14 protein-coding genes are annotated in these 16,424 nt (G+C 50.2%); 12 read left to right on the plus strand and 2 right to left on the minus strand.

Annotated features, from left to right (window positions below; translation table 11 throughout):
* Positions 1–20 precede the first annotated feature (20 nt).
* Entirely contained in the window at positions 21–971 is a 951-nt protein-coding gene (locus tag SH451x_RS14995; RefSeq protein WP_479357797.1) for a hypothetical protein, read from the minus strand.
* Positions 972–1,114: 143 nt separating this feature from the next.
* Between SH451x_RS14995 and SH451x_RS15000 the strand changes: the two genes are divergently transcribed.
* The 4 genes from SH451x_RS15000 to SH451x_RS15015 all read left to right on the plus strand — a co-directional run bounded on the left by SH451x_RS15000 (position 1,115) and on the right by SH451x_RS15015 (position 5,410).
* Entirely contained in the window at positions 1,115–2,149 is a 1,035-nt protein-coding gene (locus tag SH451x_RS15000) for a glycoside hydrolase family 5 protein (protein ID WP_479357798.1), read from the plus strand.
* Between the two features lie 714 nt (positions 2,150–2,863).
* Positions 2,864–3,031 carry a hypothetical protein gene (locus SH451x_RS15005; protein ID WP_479357799.1) on the plus strand — a complete coding sequence of 56 codons (168 nt, stop codon included), beginning with the start codon at positions 2,864–2,866 and terminating at the stop codon, positions 3,029–3,031.
* Positions 3,032–3,474: 443 nt separating this feature from the next.
* A complete protein-coding gene (locus tag SH451x_RS15010) occupies positions 3,475–4,173 on the plus strand; it encodes a PEP-CTERM sorting domain-containing protein (protein WP_479357800.1) in 699 nt (232 codons plus the stop codon).
* A 97-nt stretch (positions 4,174–4,270) separates the two neighbouring features.
* Positions 4,271–5,410, plus strand: a complete 1,140-nt coding sequence (locus SH451x_RS15015; protein WP_479357801.1) for a DUF1559 family PulG-like putative transporter — start codon at positions 4,271–4,273, stop codon at positions 5,408–5,410.
* Between the two features lie 61 nt (positions 5,411–5,471).
* On the opposite strand, the gene zigA is transcribed toward SH451x_RS15015, so the two are convergent.
* On the minus strand, positions 5,472–6,770 hold the full coding sequence (gene zigA, locus SH451x_RS15020) for a zinc metallochaperone GTPase ZigA (protein WP_479357802.1): 1,299 nt from the start codon (positions 6,768–6,770) through the stop codon (positions 5,472–5,474).
* A gap of 440 nt (positions 6,771–7,210) precedes the next feature.
* Here zigA and SH451x_RS15025 point away from each other — a divergent pair, with 440 nt between their 5' ends.
* The 8 genes from SH451x_RS15025 to SH451x_RS15060 all read left to right on the plus strand — a co-directional run bounded on the left by SH451x_RS15025 (position 7,211) and on the right by SH451x_RS15060 (position 16,413).
* A complete protein-coding gene (locus SH451x_RS15025) occupies positions 7,211–7,600 on the plus strand; it encodes a hypothetical protein (RefSeq protein WP_479357803.1) in 390 nt (129 codons plus the stop codon).
* A gap of 172 nt (positions 7,601–7,772) precedes the next feature.
* On the plus strand, positions 7,773–9,098 hold the full coding sequence (locus tag SH451x_RS15030) for a DUF58 domain-containing protein (RefSeq protein WP_479357804.1): 1,326 nt from the start codon (positions 7,773–7,775) through the stop codon (positions 9,096–9,098).
* Complete coding sequence (locus tag SH451x_RS15035; RefSeq protein ID WP_479357805.1) at positions 9,079–11,415, plus strand: transglutaminase-like domain-containing protein; 2,337 nt, start codon at positions 9,079–9,081, stop codon at positions 11,413–11,415. The genes SH451x_RS15030 and SH451x_RS15035 overlap by 20 nt, the downstream gene beginning before the upstream one ends.
* 13 nt (positions 11,416–11,428) lie before the next feature.
* On the plus strand, positions 11,429–12,376 hold the full coding sequence (locus SH451x_RS15040) for an AAA family ATPase (protein WP_479357806.1): 948 nt from the start codon (positions 11,429–11,431) through the stop codon (positions 12,374–12,376).
* Between the two features lie 9 nt (positions 12,377–12,385).
* Positions 12,386–12,793 carry a hypothetical protein gene (locus tag SH451x_RS15045; protein ID WP_479357807.1) on the plus strand — a complete coding sequence of 136 codons (408 nt, stop codon included), beginning with the start codon at positions 12,386–12,388 and terminating at the stop codon, positions 12,791–12,793.
* Between the two features lie 45 nt (positions 12,794–12,838).
* Complete coding sequence (locus SH451x_RS15050; protein WP_479357808.1) at positions 12,839–14,458, plus strand: permease; 1,620 nt, start codon at positions 12,839–12,841, stop codon at positions 14,456–14,458.
* A 255-nt stretch (positions 14,459–14,713) separates the two neighbouring features.
* Positions 14,714–15,595: an RNA polymerase sigma factor gene (locus SH451x_RS15055; RefSeq protein WP_479357809.1), complete on the plus strand. Its 882-nt coding sequence runs from the start codon at positions 14,714–14,716 to the stop codon at positions 15,593–15,595.
* A gap of 65 nt (positions 15,596–15,660) precedes the next feature.
* Positions 15,661–16,413: an SDR family NAD(P)-dependent oxidoreductase gene (locus SH451x_RS15060; RefSeq protein ID WP_479357810.1), complete on the plus strand. Its 753-nt coding sequence runs from the start codon at positions 15,661–15,663 to the stop codon at positions 16,411–16,413.
* Positions 16,414–16,424 lie beyond the last annotated feature (11 nt).

The raw sequence follows: 16,424 nt of genomic DNA on the forward strand, positions 1-16,424 counted from the left end.
CGGGTTGCTGCAAGGGACATTTACCAAACGACATCTTTGTTTGGAAGCGAATCGTCCGATTCACGCAACACTCCAGTTGCGGGCGTTTCGGGCGCAATGCTAAAGCCGCTCAAAATCAGTAATGCGCAAGCCATCCAACCGGAGAGGATGACACCCGCATAGTAAGAAACAAATAACTTCGCGGTTTCTCCATCATGGAACCATCTGCCGAGCAGCGTGGCTGCAACACTGTAAAAAATGATCGCGAGCGAAATGGTACCTACTATCTGCCACATGAACCACCACCTTGGATTTTTGACACCGGCGGCCATAAAGATTGATGTAAAGGCGTAGACCGAAATGATCGTATGACAAAATGCGAGAGCAATGATCCGGATGGTTTCACCCACGCCTGCAACTTCCAGTCTGTCAATTTCAAACTGTTTATGAAGCATTGCTAAGAATGCAAATGAAGTAACGAGCGCAAGTAAAAACCCAATACCGAAGCGACGTTCCGATGCTGGCGGTGAAGGGTCGGCAACTCTCTCAAGCGATTCACTTTCGTTAGGCCGTAGAGATCCAGCACTTCTTGTACGCGTAATTAGCTTTCGGTAAACTCGACTAGCCATTTTGAGCGCAGCCCATTGTAACGCAATACCCACGAAGGCAATGCTATACAAAATTAAAAGAACTTGCACCGGAATGGATTCACTACCATAGTCTGTCAGCGAATAGATCCAAAGACTGATGGCGGCACCGAGCATTACAACAACCGTGGCCAACCGTTGGAAAAAATGTACCTTCCAAAAGGTCAGCAGGAATCCCAATAGCGCAATCTCGCAGACGAGAAAACCCACGCAAAAGAAACCAACTAAGAGCGAGCTATTGAAAGGACGGATCTCCATGATCACTGTTGTGACAGACGGGTTGCCAATGCAGGCAACCACAAAGATCGCAATGGCCAGTATTTTCAGCGGACACCAACGTGGCATTACAATTTTCCAAATTCGGCTAAAATGAGAGCAGCGAAGTCGTCTTTGAGCGACATGATTGTAGCAGTTGGCCGGCACATGCGTGCACCCACACCGCCAACGCGGCTCTCAAATAAATTACTCCTAACGCTGAATTGTCTGAAATGAAAATCTACATCACACTTTTGTTTGCCTCTCTAGCATTGGTCGGCCTCCATGCCACCGATGTGCTAGCTCAGGCGTCGGAATCCCGAACTGAGGCGGACATGTTTGAAGCAAACAAACGCTTGGGCCGGGGTATCAATTTGGGGAACTTCCTCGAAGTGCCACGCGATCAGACGTGGGGAGTCGACATTCAAACCGACCATCTCGCAACAATAAAATCCGCAGGCTTTGATTCAATCCGACTGCCAGTTAAGTGGTCGGACTACGCAGGAAACTTGGCACCTTATACCATCGAAGAGAGCTTTGCGAAACGTGTCGACGCTTTCGTCGATCAAGCGGAAAAAGTTGGGCTAAACGTAGTGTTAAACATTCATCATTACGATGGCTTGGACACTGAGCCGGACCAACATGTCGATCGATTCGAAGCACTCTGGAAGCAGATTGCAAATCGCTATAAAGACCGCGGCGAGTTTCTGTATTTTGAGCTTAACAACGAACCGCACGAAGCCTTAAATGATAAATGGAATAACGTGTTGAGAGTTGGCCTAGCGGCGGTGCGCGAAACAAATCCTACTCGGCCGGTGATCATTGGCCCTCCGTTCTGGAATGGAATCTGGGCTCTTCCAAAGCTCGAGTTGCCAGACGACAAACATTTGATCGTAACCGTGCACATGTATAATCCTCACGAGTTTACGCACCAGGGAGCTTCGTGGAGCAACCCGGAAGTGCGAGCGATTCGCGATCGCGAGTTCGGCAGTGAGGAAGAGATTGCGAAGGTCAAGAAAGAGCTTCAAGACGCGGCGGACTGGGGCAAGCAGCGTAACGTACCAATCTATGTTGGCGAGTTTGGCGCCTACAGCATGGCTCCGCAAGCAAGCCGAGTGAAGTGGACAGAAACCGTTGCTCGAACTTGCGAGTCCCTAGGTATGAGCTGGGCCTATTGGGAATTCGGAGCCGGTTTCGGCGCCTTCGATCTCGAGAACAAGCAATGGCGCACCGATTTGCTTGGAGCTCTGGTCCCAGCCGCACAGTAATATTGGAAACGGGTCAGTATATTGAAGGGGTCGACTTTTGATTGAACTATTCAGAACCTTAAGTCGCATGTGGCAGTAGTGGACTCAATCGGTAAGAGCCCGGACAAACGCAAGTCCATATACACAATATCTGTGTCAACAGGTGCGACATTGATGACTATACACTTTTGGCGATCACACGCTTGACATAAAATCTTTGCCGCGTAGCATCATCATTGACGAGGGACGAGTCGCAGGCAGTGTGCCTCCATGGACTCACATAGATTTTTCCACAATTATTCAAAAAAGCAGACGCGTGTCCGACGTCGGATCGTTTTCGTTTGCTTGGTTGCGTTTCTACTCGCGACCATTGGGTATCCGCGTACATACTTCCCGCCAGAATCGTCAGTCGATGATGCGTATCCATGTGCCACCCACCATTGCGGATGTGGGAGCGCTGAGAACTGTTGGCTGAACTGCTGTTGTTTCACTGCGAACGAAAAGTTGGCTTGGGCCAGATCTCATGGCGTGAAATTGCCTCAACATATCCATGAAAAGTTGCTTGCAAACTCATCTGCTTCCAAAAGGGCATGTTGTTGTAAGGTTGGTCCACAACGCGAGGATTGCTCAAAGTCGACCTGCGACTCAGCTTCCAAGGCAAGGTACAGCGCCGATGATGACCGCGAGAATAAATCGCGTTGGATCATTGGGCTAAGCGCGCTGAAATGTCGAGGAATGTCAACTGATTGGATTAATTCAGGCGTGGTAATTCCGTCGCAGGAGCAACTAGTCATCGTAACCACCGTCAGCAATCCTATATGCACTCTACCGAATGCATTCTATTTGCTTGAACGACCTGAGCCCTCGGTGCCGCCGCCGAAATCTTTCGCTCGTCGCTCGTAGACAATATGAATCTCCGAACTACCCGCCATTTGATGATTGTGGGCAATCGTTGAATGGTGGGAGTTTCGCCGCTTCTAAAGTCGGCTCGAGCTACCGCTCTGCATACAAGGTCTGCCACAGCGAAACTCGTCCGCGCGCAGTGAGAAAATCACTCGACCCGCAAGCCAAGCCTTTGGTTTACGGCATGAGAGTTTGCTCGGGCTCAAACCTTTGGTATGCAATATTTTGACGATCGGGTGTCATATGCACCTTGATTGCAGTGCAACGTTTCGCTGCACAACTCAAACTTCGTCGCCAGATTGAGGTACTCCTACGCGCTTGCGATAGGCAACCGACGATTCGTTCCTCGTCAGTTCGTTCTTCGCTGCTATCGCAAGCGCGTTGGGGGACTTCATGAAAGCAACTTAATTCAAACAACTACTATCAAGATTCGAATCAAAATAATGCACATCAAGCAAATAAATTTCATTTTATTCCTGACAGCGCTCCTAGCAACTCTGCAAAACAGTGCTGTACAGGCAGCAGTCGTAATAAGTGGAGACCCATTTGAAGGAGGCATCGGATATCGTTGGACGGTCAACGAAATGACACAGAACGATTCGTCTGGGCCACTAGTTAGTCACGTGGGTTCGTTGAGCTTTGAAGACCCTGTCAATTTTGGAAATGAAGACGGATACTTTGGATGGACACACACATCACACTGGGTACAGCTGGAACTCCTAGAGAACGCGGTCCTAACTGTATCGCTCGAGCGAACAGCAAACGTTTCCAACGGAGCTAATCTTGCCGGTGCAAACTTGTATCCTGCCTTTGCAATTTGGTCGGGATCCGACAACGACGATGGTGACGACCATGTCTACAACAATAGTGGCGATTTCGGATGGGCCGAGGATTTAAGTTTCATCGGTAACGAGCCCAACGATAGTCAAGCCAGTTTCGTAAGCAAATCGTTTAACCTGAGTGCAGGAAACTACAGCATTGTATTAGCCGGGAATCCCCCACTTGGGACAGCTCCAAGTCGGCAAGGTTATACAGCGTTACTGACAACGACGGCAGTTCCCGAGCCTAGTACGTTTGCAGTGACTGGACTTGCTCTATGCGGGCCGATCGTTCGCCGCAAGCGACGCAAAAAGTTGGCGTAAGAGCGACAAGTAGTCTCCTGGATAGAAATTTCGAACGAGTCCACAGGATCTAGTCTCGCGGGCTCGTGTTCCAATTTGATCGAACGGGAACCTTCCAATGAAAACGAAGCGAAAACTTTTGTTACGTATATATAGACCAGCCGGCATGACGTTAGTAGAACTTCTGGTGGTGATCGCTTTGTTAGGCGTTCTGCTGAGTTTGTTGCTGCCAGCGATTTTCACCGCGCGGGAGTCTGCTCGCAAACTTCAGTGTGCAAGCCATCAACGTCAAATCGGTCTTGCGTTGCATGCTTACCACACTAGCTTTCGTCAGTTCCCAGTAGCCTTCACCGGCCCTGGTAAAAATATTGGCACGAACTGCAGCACAGGGTACTACTCGTGGCATTCAAGCATCCTTCCATTTGTGGATGCAGTGACCGTTTATAATTTGATTGACTTTAACTACAACAACTCCGATGAGTGTGGTTTCGACGCACTCTATGACGGAAGAATTGGCATAAATCACCGCAATGCAAAAGCTGCAGCGACCAGAGTCTCAATTTTCCTGTGTCCATCGGACAATTCGAAATCAATGTTCACGATGGGTTCGTCACGTCCGGCTCCGTCGAACTATACCGGCAATTTAGGGTGGCCACCCTACACAACGGGAATTAGGGACGAGCGAATTCCAAACTCGACACCTAATGGTTTTTTCGCATATACAAATCCGTTACAAACAAATCGCAACGAGGATGGTGCTGTCACTATTTCAAGCATAGTTGACGGCCTGTCACATACCGTCGCAGTTACAGAACGTCTCGTGAATCGGGAAGTTTCACCTGACAATGTTGAACATAACAAGGATGCCCGGTACAAAAGTTACTGTGCAATGGGCTACAACACGATTCGTCCGATGGAAGAATATCTTGGATGTATGCATGAGAAACTATTTGTAGACTCAATCTATTCGATGCCGATCGGTAACGCTTGGATTTCAGGTTGGGCACCGGTGGGAAACGGATACTTACATGTATTGCCACCCAACAAAGTGAATTGCCATTTGATGGGCGGCGAAGGCAATGGTGGGCATCTTGCCTCACCTAGCAGCAATCACTCAGGTGGTGTTGTTGTCTTGATGAGCGATGGTCGCGTAGCCAGCATTGATGATGATATTGACATCAATACTTGGTGGTCGCTTGGCTCGCGGAACGATGGTCTCTCGACAGAGATTAATGCCAATGAACACTCACTGCGATAGCCGGCAGGCCGAATATTTATCGGAGACGTCGGCTTGGCAAGTTAATCCATTAAAAACAGCTTCAGTTCGCAGCCACGTCATCTTTTTCCCTAGTAAATGATTCAACTAGGCCTTGCTCAATTTGTGACTCCTCCTCTTCGAGTTCAATTGCCGGGAATGGGTCACTTAGTTCTGACCATCCAGACGGACCGCGCTCGTACTCTTCGTCGGTCAGCAGGCATTGATCTAAGATCTGCCTCGTGTTCAACTCGTCCATCGCATTTCCAATGAAGACTAACTCTTGTCGGCGATCACCATACTGTCCATCGAAATTCCGTCGAACGATCGCCAGACCTTCTTCGTCCTGCGGCCAAGCGTCCTCGGGAGCTGCCGCCCACCACCAACCCTTAGGATCGATGCGAATGGAACAGCCAGCTTGCGACCATTCGTATGCCCAATCGTGCTTGGATGCAATCCATATCAGCCCCTTGCTTCGCAATACGCCGGAGAATAGCCCCTCGGCCATGTCTTGATCCATTGCGTCAGAAAGTCGCTTGGGATGAAAAGGCCGACGACTTTGATACGCAAAGCTAGAGATTCCGTACTCGTCTGTCTCGCTCTGTTCTTCACCCCGCGGAGTCTTTAACCAGTCTGGTCGCGATTCTGCCTCGGACAATGAGTACAAACCAGTGCCTAGGAGCGAACGGATCGGGACTTGTCCATTTTCACAGAACAGGATTTGTGATTGCGGATTGAGCTTGCGAAGCAGTTCAGATAACTGAACGAGTCGGTCTTTGGAGATGAGGTCCGTCTTATTGATAACGATGACGTTTGCGAACTCAATCTGATCAACTAGTAAATCGACAATGTTGCGTGTATCGTCGTCGCTCAGTCCAATCTTTCGTTCCGCTAGGTCATCCCAGGAACTAAAGTCGTTCATGAAGCTACCGGCGTCCACCACTGTAACCATCGTATCGAGCAGGGCGATCGCCGACAGGCTTTGTCCGTTCTCGTCTTCAAACGTAAACGTCTCGGCGACGGGCATCGGTTCGCTAATTCCTGTCGACTCAATCAGCAAGTAATCGAAACGCCCCTCTTGGGCCAATCGAGCTACTTCGATTAACAAGTCTTCGCGGAGCGTGCAACAAATACAACCGTTGGTCATTTCAACAAGCTGCTCATCGGTTCGCGACAGCTTGGCATCTCCATCACGGACCAAGGCGGCGTCGATGTTGATCTCGCTCATGTCATTGACGATAACGGCAACTCGTAACTGCTGACGGTTTGCCAATATATGGTTCAGCAACGTCGTTTTGCCGGCCCCGAGGAATCCAGAAAGGACGGTTACTGGCAGTTTGCGATCGGTTTTTATGTTCGACATTGTGTTCGTTTGTCCCCATCGAATAGGAGCTGTTTCGACAGTCGGAAGGTCCAACATTGGACCTACTACATCCGCTGCCCGGCAAATAGACGCGGTTTTCCATTGCGGCCGACGCCGACCACGCCGCCAACAGAGGAAAACCAATTGCAGTTGCACATAATATGCATCTAAGGCATGATGTACGAGTCCTGTTGGCCGGGAGTTCGCTAAACTTTTGGATTTGGAGAAGGTGGATCAAACGAGGTTAGAGCCAAGTGGTGGCGTCAAGTTCGATAGTCCCACTTCGGAATTAATGTGAAAGGAACGTTCAGAAGATGAAATCTTTGCGGATGTTTCTTCCGTTAAGGATGAACTTTTACTAGAATCGGACGTAGGTTTACCGTTGCTGCTCGTAGAGTAATATTAATGTCTCGAGCCCAGCCGAACTACTTTTCAGACCTATGAAGCAAAAATCCACTGCGATCAGTTTGTTATTGATTGCGGCGCTCTTCATGAGCGACTTCGCAGTGGTCGCGCACAGTTCGACGTGCGCAGAGAACGTCAGCGTAGACGCCAAAGTGCCATCTGCAACAACGTGCTGCTGCCACCATCACTGCCCTAGCGACGCGGCGCCGGTTGAAAACGAGAACAGCAACGGATCTCAGCATGATGAAGATTCGTGCGTGTTGTGCGTCGCCAAAGCTCGTGTGCTGATTCATGACGTCGGCCCTGATTTGCTTGGTCTATCGCTAGAAATCGTAGTAGGCGAATCGGCTATCGGCTATATGTCGCCGATTCTCAAGCGACCTCTTTTGATTGCTACGCCGCTGCGTGGGCCACCTGCTTGCTAAGCCTTTCTGCGGCTCTGCGTTCAGCAAACTTCTCGCATTAGCTACGGGCACTTCGTTTAGTGCTTAGTAGCGGCGGTTCTTTCTGAGCGTTCTTCGATACCCCGGATACGTTGCGGTTCTGCTTTGGTCGAACGGTGCAGCGTGTTCTAGCAGTTCAAGCAAGCAATTTGTTATGTCCAACCCCTTTGATACTCTCAAGCGTATTCTTGCGTTCTGCACGCGTGCGTTAAACTACGATTTTGTTCCTAGCGCAAATCGTTACGTCTATTGGATCAAGCAGCCGGTCGGATGGTTCTTGATCGCGATTGCCGTTTGCGTCTTAGCCGGCCTCTATTTCACATCACGTGCTTGGATCATCGCGGGCGGCTTATCCGGCGTATTAGTGCTTGGTTTGCTGTACCCTTGGCTCGCGATTCATACATCCAGCTTTTGGATGACGCCTAGCGTTGCGGAAATCAGTGAAGACGATGACGCGACGATCGTGCTATCTGTTCGAAATCGATTGCCGTTCCCGCTTTGGGGGTTGCTGGTCGACGGCTATCTTTCCAAACCTTTACCACCAGTTGCATTCGGCAGTTCGCAGTCGGAGGAACACACGCTTGCTACGGAGGACACGGGGCTTGCATGTGTCCCATCGCTCAGCCTAGCTGATTACCATTTGCCGATCTGTCCGGAATACCGCGGTAGGTATCCCGCAGAAGTCGTTTACGTAACATGCGGATTCCCATTTGGCATCTGGACCTCGCGAAGAGTGGTAGCGACTTCAGACAGTCTAGTGGTGCGACCACGCATTCTCGCAAACAAGTGTGGCGTAGAATATTCTGGCCGACGACTGACGAGCATGGGAATTGGCCACAAAGCTGGTGGCAGCAGCGAGTATCTCGGGATACGACCGTATCGACGTGGCGATTCACTTAAATCGGTTCACTGGGCTCAAACCGCTAGAACTGGTGACTTGGTCGTCTGTGAACGAAGCCAGCCTACGGAACAAACGGTTGCACTACGAATGTCGTTAGACCGCTGTTATGGTACCGCATTGGAAGCTCGCGATAACTTGGCGTGGCGAGTACGCATTACAGCAACCTTAGCAAAAATTTTGTCGACCGAACATATTTCATTCAGGCTGCTTGTCGATTCTGGCGTGGTCGGCCATCCTCGTATCATTGCCACTGCAATGACGCTGAAGAAAGCGATGGAACTGTTGACCGATATTCCGCTTGATGCAAGAGCTCTAGCAGGCCAATCGCATAATGGAGTACAACCTTCGACGGCCATCGGAAACTTGCCAGCCAGCAATTGCGAACTAGCCGTTCTTTCATGGGATACTTTTGGCCAACCGCTACCGGCGTCGCAAGTACTTGTTAAATATAAGCACGGCGAGACGGAACAGAACGATTTGCAGTCTGGACACTGGTCCGTTATCGATCTCCGCACCGATGTTGCATGTCAGCTCGAAGAGTTTCTGGAAGGAGTTGGCCATGCTCACTCAGCAGCCTAAAGTCCCGACAGTACCCCGAGTTCGCCATAACAAACCTGCGCTTACCATGCCAGACCGTCGACGCAAGGGAGCGGTCTTCTTAGCGGTCTGCGGACTGATCGCTGTCTACTTGCTTCGTTCAGCGTATGACTTGGTTTGGTTGACGATCGTCGAGTCGTCGGTGTTGTTATTATTGGCAGTCTTGCTGTCCCGTGTGTCTCCAACCAACGAAAATCGAAGCATCTATCTTTACGCTGCTTTTGCGATTGCGGTGGGAGGTATTTGGAGTTTCAACGCGCTTTCCGAGTCGCTTGGCTATGGAAACGGAAATGAAATTGTCGTTATCACGGCAATGGCTTGGGCCTGTCTGTTGTTCAGCATGACAACGAAACGGGCAAGAGCGATTGATTTGACTGTCATTGGAAGTGGCTTTCTTACCCTGTTTGTAACTTGCATTTCTGACCACTGGGAGTCGCTCGTACCGGCTGCTGTTTGGGGCTGGGCATGTTTGCATTGGATGGTAGCCAACCATTGGGAGCAAATTGAAACGACGGCTGTCATGAACGTCCGCCGGCCGCGACTACTGCGACTCAATTCGTTGCTATTGGGAAGTACAGTCTTCGGTTGCGCTGCCTTTATTGCCGCGATGTATGCTCCCGCTATCGCGAGGTTGAATTGGGAACTGATGTGGACGAGCGGAGGTTCGACTTATAGCGATCGAACAGCAAGAAAAGGCGTAGGCGATGGCGAAGCGTTAGTGGCAGCCCGCAGTCACGCTAACTCTTTCGGTAATGTAGACACCGACATCTTTGTCGATTCACCCGAGCCGAGCTTATACGATCTTTTCAATGAGCAGTTCGGGGAGCCGCGAAAAAAGAAGAGAACCGAGAGCACTCAGGCTTTGGCTTTGGACCAAGTAAAAGAGCAGGAGTCGCAGCTTTCCGAAGGCAAGCGGGCTGGCAGCAGTTTTTCAACTGACCGCACAGAATCGAAGGTACTGCCAAAACTGAATGACTTGCAATCCAATGCTCTCATGTTCTGGACAGGGCGGTCCAACATTCTTCTAGCGGCCGCTCGCTATGAAGACTTTGACGGCGTGGAATGGCACGACCGCAATACCACTGATGATCCGTTGGAAATTGCGGACGACAATTTCGAACCTGTTGTCTTAGGCGAGCAGACTTGGTTTCAGGTCGAAGGGAATTCAAGGCAGGATACACAACCTGCGTTCGTAAATCCGCAATCCGAAGCGCTTAAGTTTGCGAATTATCGAACACCGTATATTCCGACTGACAGTAGCATGAGTTTGTGGAGTATCGACCAAGTCGATCGCGCGGATTTCTTTGCGTTGCGGCCCTGCGGTATTCTGGAGATGACCGATCGTGAGCACGTGCCAGACTACACTGTCGTTCGCTTCGTTAACCAGCAACGCGACTTGGCCGGAATCGACGCCAGTCTGAAGTCGCAGGCAGCTCGTTTTGTTGACAAATCCACCGGCGCGTGTGCATGGAAAGAACAGTTGACCGAGTTGTCGCAAAAGTTCGCTGCCGATTCAAATTTCGGCTGGGCTCAGGTACAAGCGGTAGTAAATCATCTGCGATCAGATTTTAAGGTTAGCGAAACACTCGAATCGCGTGAAGACGATCGGCTACCGATCGAATATTTTTTGGAGCGTAAGTCTGGAGCGGACATTCACTTTGCTACCGCGGCGGCATTACTACTAAGGGAGCTTGGTTATGAAACTCGATTCGCTACTGGCTTTTTCGTCAGACCTCGATTCCTAGGCGCTAGCACTTCCGAATGTGCGATACTCAAAGAAGACCTGCATGCGTGGGCGGAAGTTCATGTGGGAAACGGCCAATGGATTCCGATCGAACCCACGCCTACCTATCCCATCCCCTACTACCGAGCCGGGTTATGGTACAGGATCAAACAAGCTTGGGCGCAAATATTGGCAACAGTCGTGGCTTTGTCTAGCATTACACTCGGCTTGTATGCCACGCGTCGAATCCTTTTTGAAGTCTTTTGCCGTCTAATTTGGTGGCCACTGAGCGCACTCAACGATGCATCACGAATCGCTTGGTTTATTCGGATCCTTGACATGCGATTGAAGTTAGCGGGCGCGCGACGGCCAGCTGGTGCGGCGCACAAATCTTGGCTGCTACAAAAACGTGAGTATACACTTGCCATCCAAGAGGCAATCGGTGTGTTCTTCAAAGACGCTGATTCGGTCTTTTTTGGAAAACGAAAGCAGATGACCGTTCAAGGCCGACATGCGCTCAAGCGATTATGGCACGAGCTCACAGTGAACAAGATTCAGCGTTCCATGCAAACTTAAGAATGAACCTCCAATGATTTTAGAACAAGAACTTGAGCTCGACACACCGGGAATGTTGTCTCATCTACGTGATCGCTTGAACAACGTAGTGCTCGGTAAACAAGATAAGATTGAACTGGTGCTTGCCTGCCTGTTGGCTCGCGGACATCTCCTGTTGGACGATCTTCCTGGACTCGGAAAAACGACTCTGGCCAAGGCAATCGCAAATTCGTTCGGGGCGAAATTCGCACGTGTGCAGTGTACGCCCGACTTATTGCCAACCGATATCACCGGTTTCAATCTCTTCAACCAAAAGACTCGTGAATTCGAATTCCATTCGGGGCCCGTCTTTGCGGAAATTCTGCTGGCAGACGAACTTAACCGCACGACACCGCGGACACAAAGTGCATTGTTCGAAGCGATGGCGGAGCGGCAAGTCACGATTGATGGCAACACACGCCCTCTAGCGTCCACCTTCTTTGTAATAGCGACGCAAAATCCAATCGACAGCCATGGAGCTTATCCGCTACCTGAAGCTCAGCTAGATCGTTTTGCGATGAAACTGGAAATCGGCTATCCGAATGTCGAAGCCCAGATGGCGATCTTGGCATCTTCTCAGAAACATTTGACGTCCCAATCTCACGCCCCGTCAATGTTGACTATGCAAATGCTAGAACGTTTGCAGCAGACTGTTTCAGAAATATATGTCGACGTTAAGATTCAGAAATACCTTGTGGAACTGTGTGAAGCGACTCGGGCGCATTCATCAGTTGAGCTCGGCATCAGCCCACGCGGTATGTTGATTTGGCAGCAGGTCGCACGCAGTTGGGCCGTGCTGCATGGCCGCGACTTCGTCACGACCAGTGATATCCAAGAAGTTGCGTCACCGGTTACAAGTGTTCGGTTAGTGACGCGGCAACGTAAGGTCACCCAAGTGCTGGAGGAAATCCTCAATACCGTTACTGTTCCCGATTATCGATAAAGATAACACATGAAACTACACGTAGCTTCAATATTGGCTCTACTTTGCTTTTTGGTCGGTTGCGGTTCGGAGAAAGCTTCGCTCTATGAACACGATCATGCATTGCCGAAGAATTGGCCTGGCAGCTTGTTAGAATCTGCAGACCGTGTTGATGCCATGCTTGCATCGATAACGTCCTCACAACAGACGAATGATTCGATGGCTGATTTCAAGGAGTTTATTGGCTACCTCCCCGAAGCCGCTGCTGAACAAGACTTGGCGGAACAAGAATGGGATTCGATCAACCAGTTGTGTGCTGCTACTGAAAGCGCTTTGGAGCAACCTAGCGCTAAATCCAAAGAGCTTGCTGACCTCTTAGAGCGGTTGGCAGATAGTCTACGTTCGGCGCAGATGAAACTCCAATCTTCACAGCAGTAGTAAATCGTCGATGCTCCCATTTTCTGACCGTAGAGGCTTTCGTTTGTGGACATAATTATCTTTGGCGGGTTCGTTCGCGCGGTACAGGCAATCATACTGTCGGCTCCAACTTTGTTGGTAGGCCTCTTCATTGCCGCAGTATTTCGGTATTACCTTCAGGCTGAAGGTATGCGTCGACTTTTCGGTGGCGATTCTATTCGTTCGCTTCCACAATCTTGGTTAGTTGGAATGCTCCTGCCCGTCTGCTCGATAGGCGTGCTGCCAGTTTTGCGAGAAATGCACCGAGCCAAGATTCGCGCCGGAGCGATGACTGCGTTTGCACTGTCGGCCCCGCTATTCAATCCACTATCGTTATTGTATGGACTGACATTGTCGCGATCTTCAGTCATCCTCGGATTCATCGCCGGCTCGCTCGTTGTGGTAACAGTGCTGGGGCTGATCTGGGACCGCTTCGCCGATAAGACGCGCAACGCTGACGCAGATCAAATCGACACGGAGCGATCGCTCAAAATGAGCGGCATGTCGCGGCTCGCAGCCTGCTTTTTCATGATGTCACGAGAATTGTTTGGAGCTACGGGCGTTTTAGTGATTGTCGCTTCGCTCGGTTTATGGATCTTGGGAAGTTGGCTGCCGCATGGAGCACTTCAAACGTCCGTTGAACAACTTGACCCAAGAGCACCGTTACTCATGGCCGCGGTCGCCGTTCCGGTGTATTCGACTCCTATGCTGATTATGAGCCAACTGGGCATGATGTTTGCGCATGGCAATTCTCCTGGAGCAGCCTTTTGTTTGTTGATTCTTGGTGCGGGGATGAATCTAGCGACGATCGTTTGGTTTGCTAGAAACTACGGTGTGAAGGGCACGTCGCTCTGGCTGGTAACGTTGTTTACAGTGGTTCTTGCGAGTGCGTATGCGATTGATCGACCATTGATTCCGAAAGGTGTAGTACCGGCTGGTCATACGCATGCTTTCGACGTGTACACCAATCCACTGCATGTCGGCCAGATCGTATCTTCCGATCTTTTGCTTGCCTTGATCGCTGATGCAAATTCGGTCGCCACAAGATTCAGCTTACAGTTTTTAGGCGTATTGTTGGTGGTAGGAGTCGTTCTCCGAGCTGCGTTCTCTGAGAAGTGGACCGAGGAAACACTGTTTGCTTTATCGAGTAAGCGAGCGCAAAACCGCGGGCTTGGTCGTGTCGTTTCTGCCCGCATCGTTGGTCTGACTTGCTTATTAGGAATTGTTGTACTAAGTGTCGTCGGTTGCTTTGCCTACTATCCTGGACCTGAGGAAGTCCTAGAAGAGATGCAGATGGCGAAAGGAGAAGTGCTCGGCGCTGCCCTGACAGGTGAGGCAGAAGCTGCGTTGCACTGGATTCCGATTTGGGAAGAGTGGTCTAGGAAGCTGGAAGTCGGTACTTTCTTGCGTCGTTTTAAACTTCGTCCATATCAGCAGATGCAAACACATCTGCTACGCAAGCAGTTAGAACTACTAGAACACGAGCTTGAACATCAACTAGAAGATGGCGGGAAACATCATGACGACCATCATCATGACCACGATCACACACACCCTGCCGAAGATGAACATGAGCAAGAGCTTAAAACGTTAATTCATTTGTTAGGTCAAACAAGCCGGCGCATTGGCACAGCTTATCGCAATTAGCGTTTCAAGCTTTCAATACAAAACTATCGCTACCAATCATAGGCGAATAGCATTCCGCAAGGAAAAAAGCCGAAGCTCGCGTGTCGTTCTCGCCGGTACGCGAGCCTTTTTTGAAGATCGCGAAGATGCCAAGGCATTTTGTCTATTGTTATGCTATTTTGTGGAGCCACTGTCACAGTACACAATATTCGGTGTCCAAGATGCATGCGGTCGTTCGCTGATCAAGAACAGTTATCCCGATAGGAACACAGCAATATGCACAATCCATTCGCCGAATTTGTCGATGAATCCACCGATTGCGAGTTGATCGAACAGTCGAAAAATGGAAGCCAGACGGCAATAGAGAAACTGATACTACGTCATCAAGCTTGGATTTATAACATCGCCCTGCGTATGGTTTTCCTTCCTCATGACGCTGAAGAAGTCACGCAGGAAGTTTTGATCAAGGCCATCACTCGGCTCAGCACTTTTAATGGTGAAAGCAAATTTCGCACTTGGCTTTATCGGATCACAACTAATCATGTACTGAACATGAAGCGTCGAGGCGGTGAAAAGGAAAGTCAAACTTTCCCCAGCTATGCTGACGCTATCAATGGGACTCCTGATCTCGATCTTCCCGACCCTAAGACGGTGCCGGCTGAAGTGCCGCTTCTGGTTGAAGAAGCCAAAATATCTTGCACGATGGGTATGCTATTGTGCCTCGACCGAAAACAGCGACTTGTTTTTGTGTTGGCAGAAATTTTCGGTGTCAGCGACACAGTGGGGAGCGAGATCCTCGAGATTTCGCCAGACAACTTTCGGCAATTGCTTGCTCGATCACGTCGTGATCTGTATCAATTTATGAATAACCAATGCGGCCTTATCAACGCAGACAACCCCTGTCGCTGCCCCAAGAAGACAAAAGGTTTTATTGATGCCGGCCATGTTGACCCTCACAATCTAAAATTCTCCTCTCTACGTGTTGGCAATGTACGAAGTGTAGTGTCCGACACGTATTCTCAGATCGACGATGTCTTGGACCGGCAATACGCGGCACTTTTCCGCGAACACCCATTCCTCGATCCCAAAAATCAGATTCTTTGGCTGCGGAAGATGCTAGAACGTCATGACATCCGTGAGACTTTACACCTAAACTAAAAAAATTGCATGGCTTCTGTCACACTCCGCCAAAGACGGTGTCAAAAGTGGTAGGAGGACAAACCATGTTAAAACTGCAATCAAAAACAGCACTTGTTACAGGTGCATCCAAAGGGATTGGGGCGGGTATCGCTCTAGAACTCGCCGCCGCCGGGGCTTCTGTAGTGGTGAACTACGCGTCAGACAAAAGCGGAGCAGAAGCAATTGCTCGTTCGATCACAGACCGTGGTGGCCAAGCGATCGCGATTCAGGCGGACGTCTCAAAAGCTAAAGATGTGGCACGCATGTTTGACCAAGTGGCAAGTGTATTCGGGGCGCTCGACATCCTGGTCAATAATGCAGGCGTGTATCAAGCCATGCCCATTGCGGAGATCACGGAGGCGGAATTCCAACGAGAAATGAATGTAAACTTGCTGGGCCCATTGCTGACGATTCAAGGCTCCCTCAAGCACTATAGTTCTCGGGGTGGCAGCATTATCAACATCGGCTCCGCTGCATCTCGATCGTTGCCACCTGAATTCTCAATATACGCGGCCAGCAAGAGCGGCCTTGATGCGATCACTGGAGTACTGGCCAAGGAACTCGCTCCGCGGGGTATTCGGGTCAACTCCGTCAATCCAGGTGCCACGCTCAGCGAAGGTACAAAGGAGGCGGGATTGTACGGCGTGGGGAGCGATATCGAGAAGAAACTTGTCAGTATGACGCCTCTGGGGCGCATTGGCATGCCGCAGGATATCGCGAGAGTCGTTGTCTTTCTAGCCTCAGAAGATTCCGGTTGGTTAACTGGAGAGATCATTCACGCGACTGGCGGCCTTTAGACAATCCATTT

The organism is Njordella aestuarii, from assembly GCF_056494165.1.